Source organism: Roseovarius sp. AK1035, assembly GCF_003288315.1.
Classification (GTDB): domain Bacteria; phylum Pseudomonadota; class Alphaproteobacteria; order Rhodobacterales; family Rhodobacteraceae; genus Roseovarius; species Roseovarius mucosus_A.
In genome coordinates, this window is record NZ_CP030099.1 from 1791463 (window position 1) to 1815000 (window position 23538).

General features: G+C 61.1%; 26 protein-coding genes. 14 read left to right on the top strand and 12 right to left on the bottom strand.

All coding sequences use genetic code 11. From position 1 onward, the window contains the following. Positions 1 to 28: 28 nt before the first annotated feature. From RAK1035_RS08500 to RAK1035_RS08510, 3 genes are all read right to left on the bottom strand, one after another. Positions 29 to 778 carry a hypothetical protein gene (locus RAK1035_RS08500; RefSeq protein WP_157132410.1) on the bottom strand — a complete coding sequence of 250 codons (750 nt, stop codon included), beginning with the start codon at positions 776 to 778 and terminating at the stop codon, positions 29 to 31. Between the two features lie 133 nt (positions 779 to 911). Then, on the bottom strand, positions 912 to 1781 hold the full coding sequence (locus RAK1035_RS08505) for a DMT family transporter (protein ID WP_008281672.1): 870 nt from the start codon (positions 1779 to 1781) through the stop codon (positions 912 to 914). 83 nt (positions 1782 to 1864) lie between these two features. Beyond that, positions 1865 to 2506, bottom strand: coding sequence for a ribonuclease T2 family protein (locus tag RAK1035_RS08510; RefSeq protein WP_037298033.1), 642 nt, complete (start codon positions 2504 to 2506; stop codon positions 1865 to 1867). Between the two features lie 131 nt (positions 2507 to 2637). Between RAK1035_RS08510 and RAK1035_RS08515 the strand changes: the two genes are divergently transcribed. Beyond that, positions 2638 to 3411 carry a DUF1013 domain-containing protein gene (locus tag RAK1035_RS08515; RefSeq protein ID WP_008281674.1) on the top strand — a complete coding sequence of 258 codons (774 nt, stop codon included), beginning with the start codon at positions 2638 to 2640 and terminating at the stop codon, positions 3409 to 3411. A gap of 67 nt (positions 3412 to 3478) precedes the next feature. On the opposite strand, the gene RAK1035_RS08520 is transcribed toward RAK1035_RS08515, so the two are convergent. The 4 genes from RAK1035_RS08520 to RAK1035_RS08535 form a co-directional block, all read right to left on the bottom strand. Further along, the gene (locus RAK1035_RS08520) at positions 3479 to 3835 is read right to left on the bottom strand and encodes a DUF1294 domain-containing protein (protein WP_008281675.1); all 357 of its coding nucleotides are present in this window, start codon (positions 3833 to 3835) and stop codon (positions 3479 to 3481) included. Between the two features lie 51 nt (positions 3836 to 3886). Continuing rightward, positions 3887 to 4480 carry a recombination mediator RecR gene (recR, locus tag RAK1035_RS08525; RefSeq protein WP_008281676.1) on the bottom strand — a complete coding sequence of 198 codons (594 nt, stop codon included), beginning with the start codon at positions 4478 to 4480 and terminating at the stop codon, positions 3887 to 3889. 66 nt (positions 4481 to 4546) lie between these two features. After that, positions 4547 to 4891 (bottom strand): YbaB/EbfC family nucleoid-associated protein, encoded by a 345-nt coding sequence (locus RAK1035_RS08530; RefSeq protein ID WP_037273999.1) that lies wholly within the window; start codon positions 4889 to 4891, stop codon positions 4547 to 4549. Between the two features lie 104 nt (positions 4892 to 4995). Then, positions 4996 to 6762, bottom strand: a complete 1767-nt coding sequence (locus RAK1035_RS08535) for a DNA polymerase III subunit gamma/tau (RefSeq protein ID WP_008281678.1) — start codon at positions 6760 to 6762, stop codon at positions 4996 to 4998. A gap of 134 nt (positions 6763 to 6896) precedes the next feature. Between RAK1035_RS08535 and RAK1035_RS08540 the strand changes: the two genes are divergently transcribed. The 9 genes from RAK1035_RS08540 (at position 6897) to RAK1035_RS08580 (ending at position 14948) form a co-directional block, all read left to right on the top strand. Further along, entirely contained in the window at positions 6897 to 7385 is a 489-nt protein-coding gene (locus RAK1035_RS08540; RefSeq protein ID WP_008281679.1) for a protein-tyrosine phosphatase family protein, read from the top strand. A gap of 116 nt (positions 7386 to 7501) precedes the next feature. Next, on the top strand, positions 7502 to 7879 hold the full coding sequence (gene crcB, locus RAK1035_RS08545; RefSeq protein WP_037298150.1) for a fluoride efflux transporter CrcB: 378 nt from the start codon (positions 7502 to 7504) through the stop codon (positions 7877 to 7879). Then, positions 7876 to 8919: an RluA family pseudouridine synthase gene (locus RAK1035_RS08550; RefSeq protein ID WP_008281681.1), complete on the top strand. Its 1044-nt coding sequence runs from the start codon at positions 7876 to 7878 to the stop codon at positions 8917 to 8919. Before crcB ends, RAK1035_RS08550 begins: the two co-directional genes overlap by 4 nt. After that, positions 8916 to 9590, top strand: a complete 675-nt coding sequence (locus tag RAK1035_RS08555) for an HAD-IA family hydrolase (RefSeq protein WP_008281682.1) — start codon at positions 8916 to 8918, stop codon at positions 9588 to 9590. Before RAK1035_RS08550 ends, RAK1035_RS08555 begins: the two co-directional genes overlap by 4 nt. Positions 9591 to 9593: 3 nt before the next feature. After that, positions 9594 to 10316 (top strand): ATP12 family chaperone protein, encoded by a 723-nt coding sequence (locus tag RAK1035_RS08560; protein ID WP_008281683.1) that lies wholly within the window; start codon positions 9594 to 9596, stop codon positions 10314 to 10316. 204 nt (positions 10317 to 10520) lie between these two features. Beyond that, positions 10521 to 11540 (top strand): amino acid ABC transporter substrate-binding protein, encoded by a 1020-nt coding sequence (locus RAK1035_RS08565; RefSeq protein ID WP_008281684.1) that lies wholly within the window; start codon positions 10521 to 10523, stop codon positions 11538 to 11540. A 119-nt stretch (positions 11541 to 11659) separates the two neighbouring features. Continuing rightward, on the top strand, positions 11660 to 12874 hold the full coding sequence (locus tag RAK1035_RS08570) for an amino acid ABC transporter permease (protein WP_008281685.1): 1215 nt from the start codon (positions 11660 to 11662) through the stop codon (positions 12872 to 12874). 2 nt (positions 12875 to 12876) lie between these two features. Continuing rightward, the gene (locus tag RAK1035_RS08575; RefSeq protein WP_008281686.1) at positions 12877 to 14166 is read left to right on the top strand and encodes an amino acid ABC transporter permease; all 1290 of its coding nucleotides are present in this window, start codon (positions 12877 to 12879) and stop codon (positions 14164 to 14166) included. Positions 14167 to 14180: 14 nt separating this feature from the next. After that, the gene (locus tag RAK1035_RS08580) at positions 14181 to 14948 is read left to right on the top strand and encodes an amino acid ABC transporter ATP-binding protein (RefSeq protein WP_008281687.1); all 768 of its coding nucleotides are present in this window, start codon (positions 14181 to 14183) and stop codon (positions 14946 to 14948) included. Between the two features lie 104 nt (positions 14949 to 15052). Here the strand turns inward: RAK1035_RS08580 and RAK1035_RS08585 are convergent, their stop codons facing one another. The 4 genes from RAK1035_RS08585 to argB are packed head-to-tail and all read right to left on the bottom strand — an operon-like array spanning position 15053 to position 18220. Continuing rightward, positions 15053 to 16168: an acetoin utilization protein AcuC gene (locus RAK1035_RS08585; RefSeq protein WP_008281689.1), complete on the bottom strand. Its 1116-nt coding sequence runs from the start codon at positions 16166 to 16168 to the stop codon at positions 15053 to 15055. A 7-nt stretch (positions 16169 to 16175) separates the two neighbouring features. Next, complete coding sequence (locus tag RAK1035_RS08590) at positions 16176 to 16664, bottom strand: SixA phosphatase family protein (RefSeq protein ID WP_008281690.1); 489 nt, start codon at positions 16662 to 16664, stop codon at positions 16176 to 16178. Beyond that, a complete protein-coding gene (locus tag RAK1035_RS08595; RefSeq protein ID WP_008281691.1) occupies positions 16661 to 17305 on the bottom strand; it encodes a hypothetical protein in 645 nt (214 codons plus the stop codon). The genes RAK1035_RS08590 and RAK1035_RS08595 overlap by 4 nt, the downstream gene beginning before the upstream one ends. A 9-nt stretch (positions 17306 to 17314) precedes the next feature. Continuing rightward, positions 17315 to 18220, bottom strand: coding sequence for an acetylglutamate kinase (argB, locus tag RAK1035_RS08600; protein ID WP_008281692.1), 906 nt, complete (start codon positions 18218 to 18220; stop codon positions 17315 to 17317). Between the two features lie 128 nt (positions 18221 to 18348). Here argB and RAK1035_RS08605 point away from each other — a divergent pair, with 128 nt between their 5' ends. After that, positions 18349 to 19080 (top strand): SDR family NAD(P)-dependent oxidoreductase, encoded by a 732-nt coding sequence (locus RAK1035_RS08605; RefSeq protein WP_008281693.1) that lies wholly within the window; start codon positions 18349 to 18351, stop codon positions 19078 to 19080. Positions 19081 to 19134: 54 nt separating this feature from the next. Here RAK1035_RS08605 and RAK1035_RS08610 read toward each other — a convergent pair whose 3' ends face one another. Continuing rightward, positions 19135 to 19614: a fasciclin domain-containing protein gene (locus tag RAK1035_RS08610; RefSeq protein ID WP_008281694.1), complete on the bottom strand. Its 480-nt coding sequence runs from the start codon at positions 19612 to 19614 to the stop codon at positions 19135 to 19137. Between the two features lie 382 nt (positions 19615 to 19996). On the opposite strand from RAK1035_RS08610, the gene RAK1035_RS08615 reads away from it, so the two are divergent. The 3 genes from RAK1035_RS08615 (at position 19997) to msrQ (ending at position 23082) form a co-directional block, all read left to right on the top strand. Next, positions 19997 to 21490: an FMN-binding glutamate synthase family protein gene (locus RAK1035_RS08615; protein WP_037298155.1), complete on the top strand. Its 1494-nt coding sequence runs from the start codon at positions 19997 to 19999 to the stop codon at positions 21488 to 21490. Positions 21491 to 21565: 75 nt separating this feature from the next. After that, positions 21566 to 22480, top strand: a complete 915-nt coding sequence (msrP, locus tag RAK1035_RS08620; RefSeq protein ID WP_008281697.1) for a protein-methionine-sulfoxide reductase catalytic subunit MsrP — start codon at positions 21566 to 21568, stop codon at positions 22478 to 22480. After that, on the top strand, positions 22480 to 23082 hold the full coding sequence (msrQ, locus tag RAK1035_RS08625; protein ID WP_008281698.1) for a protein-methionine-sulfoxide reductase heme-binding subunit MsrQ: 603 nt from the start codon (positions 22480 to 22482) through the stop codon (positions 23080 to 23082). Before msrP ends, msrQ begins: the two co-directional genes overlap by 1 nt. The last annotated feature ends 456 nt before the right edge of the window (positions 23083 to 23538 follow it).

The following is a 23538-nucleotide window of genomic DNA, read 5'->3' on the forward strand; positions in this document are numbered from 1 at the left end:
CGGCTATGCCACCGGCCAAGCCTCGCTCTCAGGAGCAAAAACGGCTTGCGACGTCATCGACGCTGGAGCCACCCGAGCCGTAGATGAAAAACTGTGGATTGTTGTCTGGGTGATACCTGACATCAAAGGTCTTCCCGTCTGCGCACCGACCGCGTGCAACAACCGTCTGCGCGTTCCGCTCGTAATTGATCCGCTCTGTGATCGTGTAGCCGGATTTTGTCTCACGCGACGCGGAGCTTGATGTCTGCGACCCTCCTGATGAGGAGGATTGGGGCTGAGCCGAAGCCGACGAATAATCACCGCCGGTGCATCCGCCCGGGCCACATAATTTTTCTGAAGCAGCCCCAACGGCGACTGCTCCGGCCATGGCCACACCCGCAGCGGCGATGACTTTGTCCCACCCAAAACCGATGTCAGATTGGCCACCTTGGGCAACTGCTACCGATCTTCGGAGGCCCTTTGTATCGCCGCGTTCAAAGCTACTCCAGACGACGTCGGTACCCGCCGGGGCACAGGCATCGCCTTCCGGGTCTTCGGCCTGTGTGACGCGCATCGAATAACATATCTTGTCATTCCCGGCCCACCAGCGACCTGCTTCTTGCCTACTATACCCTTTGTCCGTGCGTTTGCTGTATAAGGCGTGCCCATCCGTCTGATGATAGATGTAACGTGTCCCCAATGAGGGGTTGTTTGGTCCCAAATGATCCATGCGTTTTTCGCTGGTCAGTTTGGCCACCGTGTTGCCACTATACTTTTCGATGACTTGTGCCTGTGTCATGGGCTCTCCGCAGCCCGCAAGAATGGCACAACACATCAGTAATCCGGTTTTCACACACCGCATAGAATCAACCCAAATCAACACAACCTTACCAAGGTTCACAACTTCGTCATGGCCTGTCAAGCCCGGCGCCTCAGACCCGCCCTTGCCGCGAGAGTTGCACCGCCAGAATCCCGCCCATGATCACCAAGACCCCGATCAGGTCGCCCAATCGGAGGGCTTCGTTCAAGAGCACAGAGGCGATCGCTACGCCAAAGAACGGGTTGAGGAAATGAAAGGTAGCGGCGCGCGTTGCGCCGATCCGCTCAACCAGAAGAAACCACACCAGCGTGGCGGCGAGGCCGGGAACGAGCGTGGTATAGAGAAACGCCAAGACAAGCCGCGTGCTCCAGTCGATCACGAGGGGTTCGGTGGCAAGGCCGATGGAGCCGGTCAGGACCGCGCCCACCATCATCTGCAGGCCTACGACCATCAGAAAATTGCCCCCCGATGCCGCACCGCGCACCGCCAGCGTGGCAAAGGCCAGCGCAAAAACCGCGATCAGGCAGAGACTCACGCCGTAAAGATCCATTCCCCCCTGAAGCCGCGCGCCCATGATGATCACCACGCCGCCTAGCCCGGCAAAGAGGCCCATGATTCCAACCTTGCCAAGCCGCTCCTTTAAAAAGATCCAACTGAACAACCCCACGATGAGCGGCATGGCCGAGGCGATGATCGCGGCAAGCGAGGCCTCAATTGTTTGCATCGCCACGAAGTTCAGCCCGAGATAGAGCGCATTCTGGCAGATGCCGAAAATGATCGTGGCGCGCCATTGTGCGCGGGTCAGTCGCCAGCTTTGGCCCAAAATCAGGGCGATGGTAATGCCAAGTAGCCCGGAAATCAGGAAGCGCAGGCCAAGCGCTGTCAGGGGCGGGGCTGCAGAGACGATGATCCGTGCCGAGGTAAAGGCCGAGGACCACATGAGCGCAAAGCCCAGCCCCATCAGGATTGCCCGGATATCCATGTCTTGCCCGTCCCGTCTGATGCGCGTGCTTGGCGCGACCATTGAGGAAATACTGGCGGGGTTCAAGGGGCCAAGAGGATGGATCAGCGGATCGGATCAAAGAGCGCATCGCGCAGGGCGCAGTCGCGCTCCACATCGACGCCGCAGGGCACCGGTGCCAAATCGCGCGACAGGCAAAGCCGTGCCTCCTGAATGCGTCCGGCGCGGCAGGTGATGGTCAGCATGTCGGGTTCAAGCCCCGGATTTGCCTTGAGAAACGCCTCTTCGACCACTTTGGCGGGCAGTTTCACGGGCTTGGTGAGCTTGCGAAAGACCTCTGGCCGCGTGAATTGATCAAAGGCCGCGCGCGACAGCGCATAATAGTCGGCGGCACTCAGCCCTGAACAAGAGCCGTGTTTCTTCCATTGATACCAGGCAAGGCCTGTGCTTCCCATCACATCTGCCATTGCGCGGGTCATGGCGCGGGTGGGGGGCGCATGCACGCTCTGGCAATGCTCGGGCCAGCCGCGATGATATTGCGGCCAAAGACCGTGCAGAATCCAGCCGGTGTTGGCGGCATCGTCGCATTGCTCGGCACTGCGCGCGTCCCCCTCGAGCGCGCACCAAGTGGGCGACCAACTGAGGCTGAGCACGTAATAGTCAAACTCGCCCGCACGGTGTGATTGCGCGGTGGCAGGTAGAGGCAGAAGCAAAAGACAGAGCAACAAGGCAACTTGGGCACGCATTCTTTGGTCTTTCATTTTATCGGCAAGGTCAGTATAAGCTGCCCGAGTTCCCCTACAATGGAAACCCGTTCCGGCCCGCCGGAACCGCCTTTCAGGCGCCGGGGAAGTTTTGGGTAAAGGAGACCTGAGAGATGTCAAAGCCGATCATGGCCAAGGCCACAGCTGTCTGGCTGGTGGACAATACGACGATCAGTTTCAAGCAGATTGCCGATTTCTGCGGCATGCATGAATTGGAAGTGCAGGGGATCGCCGATGGCGATGTGGCGGCAGGCGTTAAAGGTTTTGATCCGATTGCCAACAATCAGTTGACGCAGGACGAGATCGAACGGGCGCAGGCAAGCCCGCTGCACAAGCTCAAGCTCAAATTCAATGCTGCCGCCCAAGGCGAAGAGACCCGGCGCGGCCCGCGCTATACGCCGCTGTCCAAGCGGCAGGATCGCCCCGCGTCGATCCTGTGGCTGGTCAAGTTCCATCCCGAACTGGCCGACAGCCAGATTGCGCGCCTTGTGGGCACAACGAAGCCGACCATTCAGGCGATTCGTGAACGCACCCATTGGAACATCGGCAGCATCCAACCGATCGACCCTGTTGCGCTTGGCCTGTGCAAACAATCCGAGCTTGATGCCGCCGTGCAAAAGGCCGCTGCGAAGAAGGCCAAAGATGGCGCCGCGCTGACCGATGACGAACGTCGCAAGCTCTTGAGCACCGAGCAAAGCCTTGAGGCGGACCTTGAGCCACGTGTGCCGACGGCGATGGAAGGGCTGGAGAATTTCACCCTAGGGCAGGATTACCACCCCGAAGTGCGTGAAAAGAAATACGACGCCGACAGTTTCTTTAATCTGCCCGCCTCGGATGACGAGGATGATGAGGATGATGATCAGGATGCTGGACGTCGTCGCCGCTAAAGCGGCTTAGATCACCAAGACCGCAATGGCCCGGGGTTTCTCGGGCCATTTTCATTTTGCCTAGGCCTCAGGCCGCAGGGATCCAGGTTGCGGCGAGCCCCAGAACATAGCTGGTGGCATGGGTGAGAAACACCATAACGGCGGCGCGGAACTCTGGCAGCACGAGCGCCCCGAGAAATCCGATATGCAGAACTGCAATGGCATTGAGCGACGTGCGAAACGGCTCTTTGCGGGTTTTGTGGCGGAATATCCCCTGTCCGGTCTTGGCCCCGAGCGATCCCCCGATCAGACAAAGCGTCAGAAGCGTACTCTCTGGCACGCGCCAGCGGCGTTCGATGGCACAGCGCTTGTCCCACCAGAACAAACCCAATGTGAGCGCGTTCAGGGCTAAAAGATACAGCAGGGTCAAGGCAAGTGGGGACATGGCTAAAAAAGGGGTCCAGTATCATTTGGGGCGGATGTCGCTAGGGGCGTGTCACAGACGCTTGCGGGCCGAGAGGGCCGCACTGATCGTACCATCGTCGAGATAGTCCAACTCGCCGCCAATGGGAACACCCTGAGCGAGCGAAGTAAGCGTGACTCTGCCGTCGAGCTGATCTGCGATGTAATGCGCGGTGGTTTGCCCCTCGACCGTGGCGTTGAGGGCCAGAATGACCTCGGTTATCGCCTCGGAATCGACCCGCGCCAAGAGTGCTGGAATGCGTAGAACCTCGGGGCCGACCTGATCCAGTGCCGACAGCGTGCCGCCCAGCACGTGATAGCGCCCTTTAAAGGCCTGCCCACGCTCCATCGCCCAGAGATCGGCCACATCCTCGACCACGCAAATCTGGCCATTGGCACGCTTGGCATTCGTGCAGATATCGCAAATCTCGGTGGTGCCGATATTGCCGCAGGTGGCACATTCCCGCGCCGTGTCGGCCACGGTCTGCATCAGCTTTGCCAAGGGCGATAGCAGCAAAGCGCGCTTGCGGATCAGGTGCAGCACCGCGCGCCGGGCCGACCGGGGGCCAAGCCCCGGCAGGCGGGCCATCATATCAATGAGGGCGTCGATATCGCGGGTGCTGCTCAATCTAAGGCTCCGCTCAGGGGGCAAGCGTTGGGGTTTTGAGTATTTATGCCAAAAAGAAACCGCGTCTCAGAAGGGCAGTTTCATGTCTTTGGGCAGGCCCATGCCCTCGGTGATCTTGCCCATTTCTTCTTGGGCACGGGCCGAGGCCTTGGCTTGGGCATCCTTGATCGCGGCAAGAATCAGATCCTCGACGACCTCTTTGTCATCGGAGTTGAAGATCGACGGGTCGATATCGAGCGCCTTGAGCTCCCCCTTGGCAGAGCAGGTCGCCTTGACCAGACCTGCGCCGGATTCGCCCGTCACCATGATCGTGTGCATTTCCTCTTGCAGCGCGGCCATTTTCTTTTGCATTTCCTGCGCGGCCTTCATCATCTTGGCCATGTCGCCCATTTGGCCCAAACCTTTGAACATGCTGTAATCTCCTGTGGTTTTGGCCCGCAGGGCGGGCCATTGAATGACGTTGCCGCCTTTAAGCATATCTGCGGTCTTAAGGCGACAGGCAAGCGGTGCGGTGTTCAATCCTCTTCGAAAGGGTCCCATTCCTCGTCCACCTCGGGCAGGGCCTCGGTCTCGGCATGGGATGTGATATCTTTCTCGGTTTTCACCCGCGCAATCTTTGCCCGGGGAAAAGCGGCAAAGACTGCTTGCACCAGCGGATGCTGCCGGGCGTCAGACTCTGCCGCATCTTTGGCGGCATTGCGCGCCTCGACAATGGTAGGGGCGGTGGCCGAATTCACCAAGGTGACGGCCCAACGATTGCCGGTCCAGCGTTGTAGCGCGCTGCCCAGACGCTGTGCCAGATCGCCGGGAGCATCGGGCGTGGGGGTGAATTCAATCCGGCCGGGGCGATAGTTGGCAAGGCGGATATGCCCTTCGACCTCGAGCAGGAGCTTGACATCGCGATTGGCGCGGATCAGCTCCAGCACATGCTCAAAGCTGGGGTAGCGGGACAGCACCTCTTCCGGGTCTGTGGCCAGCATAGGCGACACAGCACCTTGCGAGACTGGCCCCGAGGGACCGGAATGGGTGGGCGCATGGGTGTGAGCCTGAGCATGGGTGCTCTGGGGTGGGTTGGCCTGCATGCGGGGGCCGCCGCCGCCGCCCGGGCCATTGGGCGGCGCGTCTTGGAGGCGGCGCACGAGGTCTTCGGGCGTGGGCAGGTCGGCCACATGGGTGAGGCGGATCACCGCCATTTCGGCGGCCATCATCGCGTTGGGTGATTGCGCCACTTCCTCTAGCGCTTTGAGCAGCATTTGCCACATCCGGGTGAGCACGCGCATCGGCAAGGCGGTGGCCATGTCCAGACCTCGGGCGCGTTCATCGGGGCCGATTGTGGGGTCGTTGGCGGCGTCGGGCGTTATTTTAACAACAGAGATCCAATGGGTTATCTCGGCAAGATCGCGCAGCACGGCCAGTGGATCGGCCCCTTCGGCATATTGCGCGCTGAGTTCCGAGAGCGCCCCGGCCGCATCGCCGCGCAGGATCATGTCAAAGAGATCAAGCACCCGGCCACGATCCGCCAGCCCCAACATGGCGCGCACCTGATCCGCCGTGGTTTCCCCTGCACCATGGGAAATCGCCTGATCCAGCAAAGAGGTGGCGTCGCGGGCAGAGCCCTCTGCCGCGCGGGTGATGAGGGCCAGCGCGTCATCGGTGATCTGCGCGCCTTCCCGGTCGGCAATGCGGCGCAGGAGCGCGATCATCACCTCGGGTTCAATGCGGCGCAGGTCAAAGCGTTGGCAGCGCGACAGCACCGTCACCGGAACCTTGCGGATTTCGGTGGTGGCGAAGATGAATTTCACATGCGCGGGCGGCTCTTCCAACGTCTTGAGCAGGGCGTTGAACGCATTGACCGAGAGCATATGCACTTCGTCGATGATGTAGATCTTGTAACGTGCTGAGGCGGCGCGATAATTCACGCTCTCGATGATTTCCCGGATGTCGCCCACGCCGGTCCGGCTGGCGGCGTCCATCTCCATCACATCGACATGGCGCCCTTCCATGATGGCGCGGCAATGTTCGCATTGGCCGCAAGGTTCGGTCGTGGGGCCACCCTGCCCATCGGGACCGATACAGTTCATGCCCTTGGCGATGATGCGCGCCGTTGTGGTTTTTCCGGTGCCGCGAATCCCTGTCATTATAAAGGCTTGCGCGATGCGGTCGGCCTGAAAGGCATTCTTGAGTGTGCGCACCATCGCATCTTGACCGACCAGATCGGCAAAGGTCTCGGGCCGGTATTTGCGGGCGAGAACCTGATAGCCGGGGGTCGGGGTGTCGGACATGGGGTACCTTTTCAGGATTCGGATGCCTTCGTAACGTAAGGCGAGGGGGCGGAGGCGTCCACCTTGCTTTTTGTGGGTAATCTGGCAAAGCTGGACAGACGCGACGGAACGCTTGTCATCAAGGTGTTTACTTTATGGATGATTTCATCATCTACGCGCTCCGGGTTGGCGGGGGCACTCTAGCGCTTGCGCCGCTACCGGGGGCGGGGGGCAACTATGCCGCCGACCTTGCGCATATCCGCGACTGGAAACCAGCGCTTGTGGTGTCCTTGACCATGCCAGCCGAGATGTTGAGCGCGGGGGCCGAAACATTTGGCAATGATGTGCAAGAGGCGGGGAGCCGTTGGGTGGCGTTTCCGATCCCGGATTACGGCGTGCCGGACACAAGCCAGATCGAAGCCTGGACTAAGGCCAGCCAAGATATCGCGCGCGCGCTGGCCGGGGGCGGGCGGGTTCTGGTGCATTGCCGGGGGGGCTGTGGCAGATCGGGGATGGTGGCCCTGCGGTTGATGATCGCGCAGGGCGAAGACCCTGATGCAGCATTGGAGAGGTTGCGCCATATCCGGCCCTGTGCGGTGGAAACGGAGGCGCAGTTGCGCTGGGCGCGGCGCGCAGGCGGCTGAGCGCGCAGTGTACGAACCTTACAAAATCCTGCGAATTTGTGCAGGTCTGGCGCGCTGAGCGGCAGACCCGGGTGCCGCGCTTGACAATTGACCGGGCGCGCGCGACAGACGCGGGCATGATGTCCGCATTCCTTCAGGTGGCCGTGGGGGGCGCGATTGGGTCGTGCCTGCGCTATGGCGTGGTGCTCTTGGCACAGCGCTTGGCTGCGCCGGGTTTCCCGGTTGGCGTGCTTGGTGTTAACGTTATCGGATCCTTCCTGATGGGGCTGGCCGTGGTGATCCTCGCACAGCGGGGTGCCGGGCAGATTAGCCCCTTGGTCATGACGGGCCTTTTGGGTGGCTTCACGACGTTTTCGGCGTTCTCGCTTGAGGCCTTCATGCTCTGGGAGCGGGGGCAGGCGATGGCGGCTTTGGGATATGTCGGCCTGTCGGTGGGATTGTCCATCGGGGCCTTGATTTTGGGCGTCTGGCTGGCGCGGGGGTTTTTCGCATGAGCGGAGTGCAGACACGGATTGTAGGACCGGATGACGGCGATCAGCGGTTGGATCGCTGGGTTCGGCGGCTGTTTCCGCATGTGGGGCAAGTGCAGATCGAAAAGATGTGCCGCAAAGGCGAACTGCGGGTCGATGGCGGGCGGGTAAAACCCGCGACGCGGCTTGAGGTCGGGCAGAGTGTGCGTATTCCGCCGTTGCCTGATACCGATGAGCGCCCGACAGGAGCTTTGGCGCGGATCAGCCCGGCGGATGCCAAGATGATCCAATCCTGCGTGATTTACCGCGATGACCATATCATCGCCCTGAACAAACCGCCGGGCCTGCCGGTGCAGGGCGGCAGCAAGCAATTGCGCCATGTGGACGGGTTGGCGGAGGCGCTGCGCTTTGGGGCCGAGGACAAGCCGCGTCTGGTGCATCGCTTGGACAAGGACACATCGGGCGTCTTGTTGCTGGCGCGCACGCGGGAGGCGGCCAAGGGGCTGACGGCGGCGTTCCGGCATCGCAACACGCGCAAGATTTACTGGGCGGCCGTGGCGGGCGTGCCCACGCCGCGTATGGGCACCATTCGCTTTGGTCTGGTCAAGGCGCCGGGGCATGGGGCCAAGGGCGAGGGCGAGAAGATGCTGTGCTTGCATCCGCGCGACATTGACGCGACGCCGGGGGCAAAGCCTGCGACCACCGACTATGCGGTGATCGAAGCGGCGGGCGCGCGCACGGCTTGGATGGCGCTGATTCCGGTGACGGGGCGGACGCATCAGCTGCGCGCACATATGGCCGAGATCGGGCATCCCATCGTGGGCGATGGCAAATATGGCGGATCAGGGCAAGAGAATCTGGGCGATGGCTGGGGCGCGCAGCTGGGTGGCGATGTAAGCCGCAAGTTGCATCTGCACGCGCGGTCGCTCAAGATCGAGCATCCGGTGTCACGGGCCATTCTGCACATCACAGCCCCATTGCCCGAGCATATGGCGCGGACTTGGGACCTGTTTCAGTGGGTGCCCTCCGAAGCGCCGGAGGACCCGCTAGAGGATATGGCATGAGCCGTCCCTTGCGTCTGGTGATCTTTGATGTCGATGGCACGCTGGTGGACAGCCAAGGTGACATTCTGGCGGCGATGCGGTCGGCGTTTGATCGGGCCGGGGAACCGGCACCTGTGCGCGAGGTGATTTTGGGCATTGTCGGTCTGTCGCTGGATGTGGCGGTGGCGCGACTGGCGCCGCAATTGCCCGGCGATGTCCACGCGCGGATCGTGGCGTGGTATAAAGAGGCCTATATGGGGTTGCGGGCAGAGACGGGCGTGCAAGCCTCTTCGCCGCTTTATCCCCACGCGCTTGAGACGTTGAAGGCGCTGCATGCTGTGCCGGAAACCCTGTTGGGGGTCGCCACGGGCAAATCGGCGCGGGGTCTGGACAAACTCTTGGAGGGCCATGATCTCCGGTCTTACTTCGTGACGCGGCAGGTGGCGGATCATCATCCATCCAAGCCGCATCCCTCGATGCTGCGGGCGGCGCTGGCAGAGACCGGGGTTGCGCCAGAGAATGCGGTTATGGTGGGCGATACGAGTTTCGACATGGACATGGCGCAGGCGGCGGGGATTGCGGGCATCGGTGTTTCTTGGGGGTATCACCGGCCCGAAGCGTTGGGGGCCGCCCGCGAAATCGTGCAGGATTTCCGCGCGCTCCCCGAGGCTTTGGCGCGGATTTGGGGGTAGACGATGAGCGAATGGAAAGCCAAGCGGTTCTGGACGGAGGCGGGCGTTGTCGAAGAGGGCGACGGGTTCGGCGTGCGGCTAGACGGGCGCTCGGTGCGCACCCCGGCCAAGGCGGTGCTGAGCGTGCCGACGCGGGCCTTGGCCGAGGCGATCGCCGCGGAGTGGGATGCGCAAGAGGGCAAGATCGACCCCGGCACCATGCCTTTTACCAGGTCGGCCAATGCGGCCATCGACAAGGTGGCACATCAGAAATCCGAAGTGGCCGAGATGCTGGCCGCCTATGGCGACAGTGATCTGATCTGTTATCGGGCAGTGAGCCCCAGCGAATTGGTCGAAAAACAGGCAGCGGCATGGAATCCGCTGCTCGATTGGACCGAATCGGTCCTGTCCGCCAAGCTGCTTGCGGTTGAGGGCGTGGTGCATGTGCCGCAGGATGTGCAGGCAATGGCACGGCTGCGGGCACATGTGGATGCGCTGGACATTTGGGCTTTGACGGCCTTTCACGACCTTGTGAGCCTGAGTGGGTCGCTTGTGATAGGATTTGCGGCATTGGATGGGTTTTACCCCGTTAAAACGCTCTGGGACCTGTCTCGGGTCGATGAAACCTGGCAGGCAGAGCAATGGGGTAGCGATGAAGAGGCGGAAGAGATGGCCGCAAGGAAACAATCTGACTTTATCCATGCCAAGCGGTTTTATGATCTTTCGCGTAAGGATCAGTCAGTCTGACCGCCAAGCGACTGACGCAACGGCAGGGGCCGGTTTCGCCGGGTTTTGCCATATGGTTTCGTGAACAAAGACTTGACGTTTCATGATGAATCCACACAAACTTGGCGTCACTGAGAGGGGTGAAAGCCCTGCCAACAGTGTCACAATGGGCCGATTGGCCCGACAAACCGCTCTTGAAGGGCGGATAATCAGGAAGAGGTAAACATGAAAAAAACCGTATTTTTGGGCGCGCTGACGGTGGCCGGCCTTGCGGCTGGCGCTTCTGCGGCTGCCACGTTGGATGACGTGAAGGCCCGCGGTAAGCTGAACTGTGGTGTGACCACCGGCCTCGTGGGCTTTGCCGCCCCCGATGCAAACGGTGTTTGGGAAGGTTTTGACGTGGCGATCTGCCGCGCTGTTGCCGCCGCTGTGCTGGGCGATGGAAATGCCGTTGAATTCGTGCCGACCACCGGCAAGACCCGCTTTACAGCGCTTGCCTCGGGTGAGATCGACTTGCTGGCGCGCAACACCACTTGGACCTTCTCGCGCGATACCGACCTCAAGTTCGATTTCGTCGGCGTGAACTACTATGACGGTCAGGGTTTCCTTGTGCCCAAGTCGCTGGGCGTCAGCTCTGCCAAAGAGCTGGACGGCGCAACGGTCTGCATCCAGACTGGCACCACCACCGAGCTGAACCTTGCGGATTTCTTCCGCGCCAACAACATCAGCTACGAGCCGGTGCCGATTGAGACCAATGCCGAAGGTCAGCAGCAGTATCTGGCTGGTGCCTGCGATACCTACACGACCGACGCGTCGGGTCTGGCATCCACGCGCGCTGCGTTCGAGAATCCCGGCGATCACGTGATCCTTCCGGAAATCATCTCGAAAGAGCCGCTCGGCCCGCTCGTGCGCCATGGCGACAACGACTGGGGTGATATCGTGCGCTGGACGTTCTACGCGCTCGTGGCTGCCGAAGAAATGGGCATCACTTCGGCGAATATCGGCGAGCTGTCTGCCGCAGCCGGTGCAAACCCGGAGATCAACCGTATCCTCGGCACCGAAGGTGAGCTGGGCGCGATGATCGGTCTCGACAATGACTGGGCCAAGCGCGCGATTTCCGTCGGTGGTAACTATGGCGAAATCTTCGAGAAGAACATCGGCGAAAAGACCCCGATCGGTCTGGCCCGTGGTCTGAATGCGCAGTGGACGCAGGGCGGCATCATGTACGCCCCGCCGTTCCGGTAAGCGATCCTGACGAAGGGCGCGGGAAATTCCCGCGCCCTTTTCACCAGTAGACTACTTAAAAATCGGCCCACGGCAGCGATGCCGATAAAAATCCGGGTCGAAACACAGGGAAACCCAAGATGACAACGATGACCGACCCTCCCAAGGCGTCGTTTCAGCTTTCTATGCTGATTTACGATACACGGTATCGCTCTTACACTTTCCAATTCATCGCTCTGGTTCTGTTGATGTTGTTGCTTGGCTATCTCGGGGCCAATCTTGTCAACAACCTTGCGGCGCAGGGGCAGAATATCTCGTTTGGGTTTCTGAGTAATCCAGCGAATTACGACATCAATCAGCGGCCCATCGAATACGACAGTCAGTCTAGCCATTTGCGCGCCTCTCTGGTGGGCGTGATCAACACTTTGATCGTGGCTTTCCTTGGCTGTGCGACGGCGACGATTTTCGGGGTCACGGCCGGTGTGCTGCGGCTCTCGCCCAACTGGCTGGTGCGCAAGTTGATGGCCTTTTACGTCGAGATCTTTCGCAACATCCCGGTGCTGATCTGGATCCTCATCATCTTTACCGTGATGACGGCGGTTTTGCCTTCGCCCAACCAGTTTAGGGGCGACAACGCAGATGCATCTATGCTGTTCGACGCCTTTGCCTTTACCAACCGGGGGATCTACACGCCGGCGCCGGTCTGGGGACCGGGATCGTTGGTGGTGGTTCTGACGTTCCTTGCGTCGATCTTTGGCGTCTTTGCCTATCGTCGCTATGCAACCAAATTGCTGTATGACACCGGGCGGCTGTTGCCGATGGGCTGGCCGTCTTTGGTTATCCTTTTTGTGCCGACGATCCTGATCTACTTTGTTCTGGGTCAGCCGATCAGCCTGAATTATCCTGCGCTCAAGGGCTTCAACTTTGACGGCGGGCTACATATTCGCGGCTCTCTGATTGCGCTGTGGTTCGCGCTGGCGATCTATACCGGCGCTTTCATCGCCGAAAACGTGCGCGCGGGTATTCAGGCGGTAAGCAAGGGCCAGACCGAAGCGGCGGCGTCCTTGGGCCTGCGGCCCAACCGGATCATGAACCTTGTGATCCTGCCGCAAGCCTTGCGGGTGATCATTCCGCCACTGATTTCGCAATATCTGAACCTGACCAAGAACTCGTCGCTCGCCATTGCCGTGGGGTATATGGATGTGACGGGCACCTTGGGGGGGATCACGCTTAATCAGACGGGGCGCGCGATTGAATGCGTGCTGATGCTGATGTTGTTCTATCTCACGATCAGCCTCGCGATTTCGGCGATCATGAACGTCTACAACAACTCGATCAAGTTGAAGGAGCGTTGAGCATGGGCCGTGATCAATTCGCCTTTGTGCGCAAGCACATGCTGCCCGAAGCGCCGCCCCCTGCGACGCAAACGGGGGCCATCAAATGGCTGCGTGAGAACCTGTTTTCCTCGCCGGGCAATGCACTTCTGACGGTTGTGTCGGCCTATGTGGTGTTTCAGATTGTGATCTCGGCGACACCGTGGTTTCTCAACGGTGTCTGGGACAGCCCGAGCCTGTCAGCTTGTCGTGAGATTCTGGATGGCAAGACCGGGGCCTGTTTCGCGGTGCTGAGTGAGCGTTGGAACCAGCTCTTGTTCGGGTTCAAATACCCATCCGAGCTATACTGGCGTCCGGGCCTGGCCTTTGTGCTGCTGTTCATAGCCGCCGCACCCGTGCTGTTTGGCAAGGTCTTCCCGCGCAAGATGCTGATCTTTACAGGGCTTTACCCATTCATCGCCTATTGGCTGATTTGGGGCGGGTCCTTGATGGTGCCAGTCTTTGCCTTGATTGGCGTGCTGGTGGGCGCGGTTGTCTATAGCCGTGTCGTGACTGTCAACGCTGGTGTTGCGGTCATAGCGGCGTTTGTGGCGGCGCTCATATTCTGGATACTGTCAGGTTATGTAACCGGACCGATGGAGAATGTGCTGGCCATCGAGGCCGTGGCCTCGCGCGATATGGGCGGGTTCATGATCAACCTGATGCTGGGCGTGGTCTGTGTGTCGCTCTCTTTGCCGTTGGGCATTCTGCTGGCGCTCGGGCGGCAATCGAGCATGCCGATCATCAAGTGGATTTGCGTTGTCTTTATCGAGTTCATTCGCGGTGTGCCGCTGATCACGCTCTTGTTCGTGGCCAATGTGGTGCTGGCGTATTTCCTGCCGCCGGGGACGAATTTCGACCTGATCCTGCGGGTGATCATCATGATCACGATGTTCTCTTCGGCCTATATTGCCGAAGTGATCCGGGGGGGCCTCGCGGCGTTGCCGCGCGGGCAATACGAGGCGGCGGACAGTCTGGGTCTGGACTATGCGCAGGCGATGCAACTTATCATCCTGCCCCAAGCGCTCAAGATCTCGATCCCCGGTATCGTCAACGTGGCGGTGGGCCTCTTCAAGGATACGACGCTGGTTTCGGTCATTTCGATGTTTGACATCGTGGGCATGATCCGGGGTCCGATTCTGGCCTCTGCGGAATGGAACGGGGTCTATTGGGAGCTGTTTGGCTTTGCCTGCGTCCTGTTCTTCATCACCTGCTACGGTATCTCGCAATATTCCCAGTGGCTGGAGCGTCAGCTTCGCACGGATCATCGGTAAGGAGGGTCATCATCATGGCCGCTGAAACACAAATGAATGTCTCGGATCAGGTTGCCGTCGAGATAACCAAGATGAACAAGTGGTATGGCGCATTTCATGTGCTGCGCGACATTGATCTGACCGTCTATCAGGGCGAGCGGATCGTCATCGCGGGGCCGTCGGGATCGGGCAAGTCCACGCTCATCCGCTGTATCAACGCGCTGGAAGAGCACCAGAAGGGCAAGATCACGGTTGATGGCACGCTCTTGTCGAATGACCTCAAGAATATCGACAAGATCCGGTCCGAGGTTGGCATGGTGTTCCAACATTTCAACCTGTTCCCGCATCTGACAATTCTGGAGAATTGCACGCTGGCCCCGATTTGGGTGCGCAAGACGCCCAAGCGCGAGGCCGAGGAAGTGGCGATGCATTTCCTGGAAAAGGTCAAAATCCCCGAGCAGGCCAATAAATATCCCGGCCAGCTGTCGGGGGGGCAGCAGCAGCGTGTGGCGATTGCGCGCAGTTTGTGCATGCGGCCCCGCATCATGCTGTTTGACGAGCCGACTTCGGCGCTTGATCCCGAGATGATTTCGGAAGTTCTGGATACGATGATCCAACTGGCCGAAGAGGGGATGACCATGCTCTGCGTGACCCATGAGATGGGATTCGCGCGGAAGGTGGCGAACCGGGTCATCTTTATGGATCAGGGACAGATCGTGGAGCAGAACGAACCGGAAGAGTTCTTTAACAATCCGCAGTCGGACCGGACCAAACTGTTCCTGAGCCAGATTCTGGGGCATTAAAGCAAGGGTGGGGGCGCTGCCCCCGTCCCGGAGCAAGTCCGGGACTCCCCCGAGGTATTTTGGGCCAGATGAAAGGGGCGGCAGTTTTGCGGCCCCTTTTGCGTTTAGACCCAAGCGGCGCGGCGCGCGCGCAGGTGTTGGATCGAGGCGCGCAGGTCATCTGCGATGGGGCCGGGGCGCGGGGCGTCGCGCAGCGTGTCGATGAGGGGCTCGTCGGGGAACGCGGGGCGGCGGGACCATGAGAGGGCCGCCAGAATGGCGCGGGCGGGTTCGGGCAGGCGGTCGGGGATTTCAGTATTGTTGAGGGTGGCCCAGACCCCGGACCAGAGGCGGCCCACGGTCCAAGGGTTATAGCCACCGCCGCCCAACACCAGCAGGCGCGGGGCGAGGGGGCGCAAGAGCGCCACCGCCTCCCAATGGGCGTTGTTGGAGAGCGCAAGGCGCGAGAGAGGGTCTTCGGTCACGGCATCGGCGCCGCATTGCAGGACCAGCGCGTGCGGGGTGAAGGCTTGCACCGCTGGAAGAATGACCTCGTGCAGGGCCATGGCAAAGCCGCTGTCATTCGTGGCGCGGGGCAGCGGCAGGTTAAGCGCATGGCCCCCGGCGCGGTCATCAACTGTGCCGGTGAAGGGCCAGCGCCCGGCCTCGTGGGTGGAGATCATCAGCACGCGGGGGTCGCCGTGGAAGGCGGCGGCCACCCCGTCGCAGTGATGCGCGTCGATATCGACATAGGCGATGCGGCTGAGACCTTGGGCGAGAAACGCCTTGATCGCCAGCACCGGGTCGTTGAGGTAGCAAAACCCGCCTGCGTGATCGGCCATGCCATGATGGGTGCCGCCGCCGGGATTATAGGCCACGCCGCCATGTGCGAGCAGTTCGGTGGCCAGAAGCGAGCCACCGGCGGCGGTGGCGGGGCGGCGGAACATCTCTGGGAAAACTGGATTGGACAGCGTGCCGATCTGGTGGCGGGCGCGGATTTCGGGCGAGACTTGGCCCAATGTTTCAGCCGCTTGCAGGGCGGCGATATAGGCCGGGCTGTGCCACGCCGTCAGCGCCTGTGGTTTGGCGCGCGGGCTGATGCGGTATTGCGAGGGTGGCAGCCAGCCCAGAGCACGGCAGAGGTCGATCACGGTGGGCACGCGCGGTATGGAAAGGGGGTGGCGTGCCCCGTAGGAGGAGCCGCGATAGATCTCTGATCCGATAAAGAGGGGCGTTTGCATAGGCCGGTTATGGCAGGTCGCGCGGCGTGAGAAACTGCAACACGGTGCCGCTGCCAGGCTGGAGCGCGGCCCAGTCGGCGATATCGAACCGGGCGATGAGTGTGGCCCCAGTGGGATAATCGTCGAACCGCTCGTGATCCGGGGGGGCGGCGACCAACAGGGCCGCGAATTCTGCGATGCCGGGGTTATGGCCCAGCATGAGGACAAGGCTGCCGGTGGCGCGACGCAGGACTGTCAGCATCTCATCGGCCTCGGCCAAATAGAGCGCGTCGTGCAGGTCCGGTGCGGTATCAAGCTTGAGCCGGGTGCAGGTTTCCTGGGTGCGCACAGCAGAGGAGCAGAGGATTTGATCGGGGGCGAGGTCTTGGCTGCGAAGCCAATGGCCGAGGGCGGTTGCTGCGCGGCACCCGCGCGCGTTAAGGGGGCGGGCACTATCGGGCAGACGTGGATCACCCCAATCGGATTTGGCGTGGCGCATGAGGATAAGCGTCTTCATCCGAAATATCCCATATGAAAGGCGGATTGTTCTTCGCGTCGACCATAGAATTGGCTGAGCGGGCAGGCGCGCCGCACGGCACAGCCGCGCGCGCGGCAGTCGTTGCCGGGGCGGTCGAGATCGGCTTTGCAAGCGGGGACGTTATAGGCCTCGGGGATCAATGCCTCAACCGGGCAGGCGCTGCGACAGGGTTGATCGGCGCAGCGGTCGCAGGGGCGCGGGCCGGTGGGCGGAAGCGCGAAGCGATCCGCAAAGGCCAATGCGCCGCGATAAGAGATCATGAGCCCCGCCGCGTCATGCACCAAGAGGCCGACGGGCGAGGGCCAAGCACGGCCACTGCGGCGCGCCCAATCGGTGAAGGGCAGCCACGGCGGGCCGGAGAACGGAAAAAGCGGGGTGGCCCCAAGGGCATCGGCCATGGCGGTGATGACGCGGATAGACCAGCGGTTCATCGGGTCGCGCGCGCCGTCGAGATATTCCGGAGTAGCGGTGAAATGCGGCCAGAAGCCCGGCTCTGCCGGGCTGAGGAGCACCAGGGTTTGATGGCCGGGCACGTCGCCGGATGCCAGATGCAGCGCGCCGGACAGGGTTAGGTGATGCGCAGCGGCGAGGTCATAGAGCGCCGGGGGCAGGGGGGACACGCGCCGCGCTCAGGACTGGCCCGGATAGCTTGAGCGTGGCACGCGGGGTGTATTTGTGCCACGGATCAGCGACCCCGCGCCATGTTCGGTGAAAAGCTCGAGCAGCGTCGCGTTCGGCGCGCGACCGTCGAGGATGACCACCGCGCGCACGCCGCCGTCGATGGCGGCAAGGGCGGTTTCGGTCTTGGGTATCATGCCGCCCGCGATGATGCCGTCGCGCGTCATCTGTCGGATCTGCTCGGCGCTGAGTTCGGTCACGACCTGTCCTGAGGCATCACGCACGCCGTCGATATCTGTCAGCAGGAGCAGGCGGTCGGCCTTGAGGGCGGCGGCCACGGCGCCGGCGGCGGTATCACCGTTGATATTATAGGTCTCGCCCGCCTCGCCTGCGCCCAAGGGGGCGATAACGGGGATCATGCCGGCGGCAAAAAGCGTGTGCAGGATGGTGGGATCAATCTCGGAGGGGTCGCCCACAAGGCCCAGATCGGGATGCGAGGGCGTGCAGGTGATGAGCCTTGCATCCTTGCCCGAGAGGCCGACGGCGCGCCCGCCTTGACCGTTGATCGCGGCCACGATGCGTTTGTTGACCTGACCGGAGAGCACCATTTCCACCACGTCCATGGTGGCGGCATCGGTCACGCGCTTGCCATTTACGAAGTCGGATTTGATCGCCAGCTTTTCCAGCATCTGATTGATCATCGGGCCGCCGCCATGGACGATGACCGGATTGACGCCGACCTGTCGCATCAGCACCACGTCGCGGGCGAACGTGTCCATCGCCTCATCGCTGCCCATGGCGTGGCCACCAAGTTTGATCACCACGATGGCGCCGGTGTAGCGTTGCAGATAGGGCAGGGCCTCGGAGAGGGTGCGGGCGGTGGCGATCCAGTCGCGATTCATGTCTCTGGCCTTCATGCTGGTCTCCGACGCGGGGTTGCGTCTCTCATTACAATCTGCGCGGGGTGGTGCCAAGGGCCGTTGCGGGTGAGCCGCAAAGCGCTAGGGTTGGGCCCAAGGAAATCCGCGACCGAAAGAGGTGTAGCATGTCCGAGACCAAGACGCTTTTGTTGACGGGGGCGAGCCGGGGAATTGGGCATGCCACGGTGCGGCGGTTCAATGCGGCGGGCTGGCGGGTGATCACCTGTTCGCGCCAGCCGTTTCCGGCGGAATGCCCTTGGGGCGGGGGTGCGGATAACCATATTCAGATGGATTTGTCGGACCCGAATGATGTGATTGCCAAGGTCGAGGTGCTGCGCGAGCGGCTGGGTGGACGGCTGGATGCCTTGGTCAATAATGCGGGGATTTCGCCGAAAGGGCCGGAGGGTGAACGCTTGGATACGTTCAGCACGGATCTGCGGACCTGGGGGCAGGTGTTTCACGTCAATTTCTTTGCATCGGTCGTGCTGGCGCGCAGTTTGCGGGATGAATTGGCGGCGGCGCGCGGCGCGGTGGTCAATGTCACCTCGATTGCTGGAAGCCGGGTGCATCCCTTTGCGGGCGCGGCCTATGCCACATCCAAGGCGGCGCTGGTGGCGCTGACGCGCGAGATGGCGCATGATTTCGGACCGCTTGGGGTGCGCGTGAATTCGATTGCGCCGGGCGAGATACGCACCGCTATTCTGTCGCCCGGAACGGATAAGCTGGTCGAAAGCATCCCGATGCGGCGGCTGGGTGAGCCTGACGAGGTGGCCAACACGATCTTTTTCCTGTGTTCCGACGGGTCGTCCTATATTTCCGGCACCGAGATCGAGATCAACGGCGCGCAGCACGTCTAACGGGTACGGGGCGGCCATTTAGCCGCCCCGCTTTTGCCATCCGTTAGGGGTGGATTATTCCGGCAGGATCACGGTGTCGATCACGTGGATCACGCCGTTGCTGGCCTCGATATCGGCCTGCACGACCTTGGCCCCGGCGACGGTGACACCGTCCGTGGTGCCGATGGTGACATCCGTGCCTTGCACGGTGGTGGCGGTCATCCCGTCCGAGAGATCGCCAGACATCACTTTGCCCGGCACCACGTGATAGGTGAGGATCGCGGTCAGTTGATCCTTGTTCTCGGGCTTGAGCAGGTCTTCGACCGTGCCTGCAGGCAGGGCGGCAAAAGCGTCATTGGTTGGGGCAAAGACGGTGAAGGGGCCTTCACCTTTGAGCGTATCAACAAGGCCTGCGGCCTGAACGGCGGCGACAAGGGTCGAGAAGCTCTCGTTGCCGGCGGCGATGTCGACGATGTCTTTGCCTTTGGTCTCGGCAAAGGCAGGACCGGCCATCAGCACGGCGGCGGTCAGAGCGAGATAGGTTCTGCGAAACATGGTGTGCGTCTCCGTTTAAGTGTCGGTTTCCATGACCCCGTTGTCGGGATCATGCGAGGCTTACGGGGCGCTGCGCGTTTTGGTTCATAGGGGTTTTCCGCCGACGCGGTTTGACCTTTTTGGCGCGTCCGCTAAGCCGGAGCGTGCTGAAATTTCCAGTCACGTTTTTGTGAATTGGCGGCAATTATCCCGCCTGGCGTGGGTGTTTCAGCCGGGTTTCCCGTGGCAATGGCGGGGGGCAGGCAAATGGCCTGATACTGGCCCTGACAGGATGAAACATTGGGCAAACCCGCCCTTTGTCAGCTTGTTTGACACGCTGGAATGGCGCAGGTTGCGCGCGAGGCGCGTCGGCTGGGCGCGGGCGGGGTATTGGAGTTTTGAGATGGGTATTCTGACGCAGTTCCTAGAGTTTCTGGCGTTGCTGTTTGTTTTTGCCATTGGGGCGGTCGTGTTGGCGATAGGGGTCTTCTACGTGCTGGATCGCACGCAGCCCGGCGACGCGATCCGGCGCAACTATCCAGTCATTGGCCGGTTCCGAGGATTGTTCACCAAACTGGGCGAGTTTTTCCGGCAGTATTTCTTTGCCATGGACCGCGAAGAGATGCCGTTCAACCGTGCGCAGCGCGATTGGGTGAGCCATGCGACCAAGGGGGCGGGCAACACGATTGCCTTTGGCTCGACCCGGAATTTGGGGGTGCCGGGCACGCCTATCTTTGTGCCTGCGGTGTTTCCGCCGCTGGACGATCAATTCGCCATCACCGCGCCGATGCAGATCGGGCCGACGGCGGCGATACCTTACATGGCCAAGTCAATTTTCAACATTTCGGGCATGAGCTATGGCGCGATTTCGCGCCCGGCGGTTGAGGCGCTGAGCCGGGGGGCGGCCAAGGCGGGTATCTGGCTGAACACCGGCGAGGGCGGGCTCAGCCCGTTTCATTTGGTGGGCAATTGCGATCTGGTCTATCAGATTGGCACGGCGAAATATGGCGTGCGCGACGCCTTGGGCAATCTGAGCGATGCGCGGCTGCGCGAGGTGTCGGACAATCCTTGCATCAAGATGTTTGAGTTGAAGCTGGCGCAGGGGGCCAAGCCCGGCAAGGGCGGCATCCTGCCCGGCGAAAAGGTCAACAAAGAGATTGCCGCCATTCGCGGCATCGAACTGGGCAAGGACAGCATTTCGCCCAACCGTCACGCTGATATCAATGACTATGGCGAGTTGCTGGATGTGATCGGCCATATCCGGCAGGTCACGGGGCGCCCTGTCGGTTTCAAGACAGTGATCGGCTCGTCCGAGGCCTGGGAGCCGCTGTTTGAAATGATCATCGCGCGTGGGCCGGATTGCGCGCCGGATTTCATTGCCATTGACGGTGGAGAGGGCGGCACCGGGGCCGCGCCCATGCCCTTGATGGATCTGGTGGGCATGCCCATTCGCGATGCCTTGCCGCGGATGGTCGATCTGCGGGATCGCTATGGTCTCAAGGATCGTATCCGGATGATTGCGGCGGGCAAGCTGATCAATCCCGGCGATGTGGCTTGGGCGATTTGCGCAGGCGCGGATTTTGTCGCCTCGGCGCGTGGCTTTATGTTCAGCCTTGGCTGCATTCAGGCGCTCAAGTGCAATCGCAATACCTGTCCGACCGGCATTACCACCCATGACCCCCATTTGCAGCGCGGTCTGGTGGTCGAGGACAAATACCTGAAGGTCGCCAATTATGCCAAATCGGTGATCAAGGAGGTTGAGACCATCGCCCATTCGGTCGGTGTGGCCGAACCGCGCCTGATGCGGCGGCGGCATGTACGGCTGGTGCAGGCGGATGGCACGTCGATCGCGTTCAACAAGATCCGGCCAAGTTACAATCCGGACGCGGTATTGTGACCGGATGTTGAAACCCTTCGGTGGCGGGAACCGTGTCTGTCTCTATATACTTGGGGAACCCATAGGAGAACTGACATGGCCCATCGCTGGACAAACACGCTGAGTGACACGGATGTGACGCCCGAGGCGGCGTTTCTCAATCGCCGCCAGATGATCGCCGGGGTGGCGGCAGGGGTGGGTCTGAGCCTGACGGCCCGGAGCGCGCAGGCCGAGACAGAAGCCGAGGCTTTGACGCCCAATAGCTGGGACGACATCACCACCTATAACAACTATTATGAGTTCGGCACCGACAAGGGCGATCCGGCACGCAATGCCCGGACGCTGACCGTCAGCCCTTGGAGCGTGACCATTGACGGGCTGGTGGACCGCCCGGGTGATTATGCCTTTGACGAGATCATGGCCAAGATGACCATTGAAGAGCGGCTTTACCGGTTCCGCTGTGTCGAGGCCTGGTCGATGGTGGTTCCCTGGAATGGGTTTGAACTGGCGGATCTCTTGGATCTGGCTGGGGTGCAGAGCGAGGCCAAATACGTCGCCTTCGAGACGGTGTTGCGCCCCGATGAAATGCCGGGTGTCCGCTATCCGGTGCTGGATTGGCCCTATGTCGAGGGGCTGCGGCTGGACGAGGCGCTGCATCCGCTGACGATCATGGCGACGGGGATCTATGGCCGCGACATTCCCAATCAGAACGGCGCGCCGCTGCGCCTTGTGGTGCCATGGAAATATGGGTTCAAGTCGATCAAATCGGTGGTGCGCATTACCCTGACCGACAAAGAGCCGCCGACAAGCTGGAACAAGGCCAATGCGCGCGAATACGGGTTCTATAGTAATGTGAACCCCGAGGTGGATCACCCGCGCTGGTCGCAGGCCACGGAACGGCAGATCGGCGGCGGGCTGTTTTCGCCGCGCGTGCCCACGCTCATGTTCAACGGCTATGCCGATGAGGTGGCGGGGCTCTATGCCGGGATGGATCTGAAAAAGAACTTTTGATGCTACGGGACCAGATCAACGGTGTGGCCCGGCGGGTGCCGGTCTGGGCGGTGTGGCTGATCGGCCTGATGCCGGGGGTATGGACGTTTTATCTGGGGCTCACCGGCGGGCTGGGGGCGGAGCCGATCAAGGCGTTGGAGCGCGAGCTGGGCGAGGTCGCGTTGCAGCTCTTGATCTTGGGGCTGTGTATCACGCCGTTGCGTAGACATGTCGGAGTGAACCTGATCCGGTTTCGTCGCGCGGTGGGATTGCTGACCTTTTCTTATGTCGCGTGGCATCTTCTGGTCTGGCTGGTGCTTGATGTGCAGATCCTGGCGCAGATCTGGGCGGATATTGTCAAACGGCCCTATGTGACAATTGGATTTGCCGCGTTCCTGCTGATGATCCCGCTCGCGCTGACGTCGAATGACTGGTCGGTGCGGCGGTTGGGGCCGAAATGGCGGGCCCTGCATCGGCTGACCTATGGGGTGGCGGTGCTGGGGGCGGTGCATTTCCTCTGGCTTAGCAAGGGCTTTCAAATCGAACCCTTGGTGTATCTGGCCGTGATTCTGGGGCTGTTGGCGCTGAGATGGCGCCCCATTGGACAGAGTCGCCGGGTTTGAGTCGGGCCGGACGCGCTGGTTTTACCCTCTCTTGGGGGTAACTCTGTGGATAACCCAAGATGTAGGAGAGGGGCGTATTAGGGGCGGGCAATATTGTTGCGCGCGGGGCGGTAAATCTTGGCATAATTTCCCCTAACCCTTTAATATTCCGTAAAAATACGGGTTTTTGAAAAAAAGATGACAAAAGCCAAAAAAAGGGGTTGCGGGTCTGAGCCTCTAACCGTAAATACCCCTTCACCGGCGCTGCTGAGGCGGTTGCTGGGACGCGGAACGGACTGGGGCGGATGCCTTGGGAAGGGAAGCGGCTAGAAATTCTGAGGTAGGATTGGCGGGTTGCGCTAGGTAGTTTGGCGCTCTCGGTTGATTTTGTCTCGACGCTCTTTGAAAATTTAGTAACTGAAGAGATATGTGGGCGGTTTGGTTCATTTCGATGGATCAACGTCTGTATATCAACGC

Excerpts from the sequence above, each read along its gene's own strand:
- RAK1035_RS08505 (WP_008281672.1), bottom strand. The coding sequence starts at position 1,781 with ATGGATATCCGGGCAATCCTGATGGGGCTGGGCTTTGCGCTCATGTGG.
- RAK1035_RS08510 (WP_037298033.1), bottom strand. The coding sequence starts at position 2,506 with ATGCGTGCCCAAGTTGCCTTGTTGCTCTGTCTTTTGCTTCTGCCTCTA.
- crcB (WP_037298150.1), top strand. The coding sequence starts at position 7,502 with ATGATGTCCGCATTCCTTCAGGTGGCCGTGGGGGGCGCGATTGGGTCG.
- RAK1035_RS08605 (WP_008281693.1), top strand. The coding sequence starts at position 18,349 with ATGTCCGAGACCAAGACGCTTTTGTTGACGGGGGCGAGCCGGGGAATT.
- RAK1035_RS08565 (WP_008281684.1), top strand. The coding sequence starts at position 10,521 with ATGAAAAAAACCGTATTTTTGGGCGCGCTGACGGTGGCCGGCCTTGCG.
- RAK1035_RS08570 (WP_008281685.1), top strand. The coding sequence starts at position 11,660 with ATGACAACGATGACCGACCCTCCCAAGGCGTCGTTTCAGCTTTCTATG.
- RAK1035_RS08575 (WP_008281686.1), top strand. The coding sequence starts at position 12,877 with ATGGGCCGTGATCAATTCGCCTTTGTGCGCAAGCACATGCTGCCCGAA.
- RAK1035_RS08550 (WP_008281681.1), top strand. The coding sequence starts at position 7,876 with ATGAGCGGAGTGCAGACACGGATTGTAGGACCGGATGACGGCGATCAG.
- RAK1035_RS08500 (WP_157132410.1), bottom strand. The coding sequence starts at position 778 with ATGACACAGGCACAAGTCATCGAAAAGTATAGTGGCAACACGGTGGCC.
- RAK1035_RS08560 (WP_008281683.1), top strand. The coding sequence starts at position 9,594 with ATGAGCGAATGGAAAGCCAAGCGGTTCTGGACGGAGGCGGGCGTTGTC.
- RAK1035_RS08610 (WP_008281694.1), bottom strand. The coding sequence starts at position 19,614 with ATGTTTCGCAGAACCTATCTCGCTCTGACCGCCGCCGTGCTGATGGCC.
- msrQ (WP_008281698.1), top strand. The coding sequence starts at position 22,480 with ATGCTACGGGACCAGATCAACGGTGTGGCCCGGCGGGTGCCGGTCTGG.
- msrP (WP_008281697.1), top strand. The coding sequence starts at position 21,566 with ATGGCCCATCGCTGGACAAACACGCTGAGTGACACGGATGTGACGCCC.
- RAK1035_RS08590 (WP_008281690.1), bottom strand. The coding sequence starts at position 16,664 with ATGAAGACGCTTATCCTCATGCGCCACGCCAAATCCGATTGGGGTGAT.
- RAK1035_RS08535 (WP_008281678.1), bottom strand. The coding sequence starts at position 6,762 with ATGTCCGACACCCCGACCCCCGGCTATCAGGTTCTCGCCCGCAAATAC.
- RAK1035_RS08530 (WP_037273999.1), bottom strand. The coding sequence starts at position 4,891 with ATGTTCAAAGGTTTGGGCCAAATGGGCGACATGGCCAAGATGATGAAG.
- RAK1035_RS08580 (WP_008281687.1), top strand. The coding sequence starts at position 14,181 with ATGGCCGCTGAAACACAAATGAATGTCTCGGATCAGGTTGCCGTCGAG.
- RAK1035_RS08540 (WP_008281679.1), top strand. The coding sequence starts at position 6,897 with ATGGATGATTTCATCATCTACGCGCTCCGGGTTGGCGGGGGCACTCTA.
- RAK1035_RS08555 (WP_008281682.1), top strand. The coding sequence starts at position 8,916 with ATGAGCCGTCCCTTGCGTCTGGTGATCTTTGATGTCGATGGCACGCTG.
- RAK1035_RS08615 (WP_037298155.1), top strand. The coding sequence starts at position 19,997 with ATGGGTATTCTGACGCAGTTCCTAGAGTTTCTGGCGTTGCTGTTTGTT.
- RAK1035_RS08520 (WP_008281675.1), bottom strand. The coding sequence starts at position 3,835 with ATGTCCCCACTTGCCTTGACCCTGCTGTATCTTTTAGCCCTGAACGCG.
- RAK1035_RS08515 (WP_008281674.1), top strand. The coding sequence starts at position 2,638 with ATGTCAAAGCCGATCATGGCCAAGGCCACAGCTGTCTGGCTGGTGGAC.
- RAK1035_RS08585 (WP_008281689.1), bottom strand. The coding sequence starts at position 16,168 with ATGCAAACGCCCCTCTTTATCGGATCAGAGATCTATCGCGGCTCCTCC.
- argB (WP_008281692.1), bottom strand. The coding sequence starts at position 18,220 with ATGAAGGCCAGAGACATGAATCGCGACTGGATCGCCACCGCCCGCACC.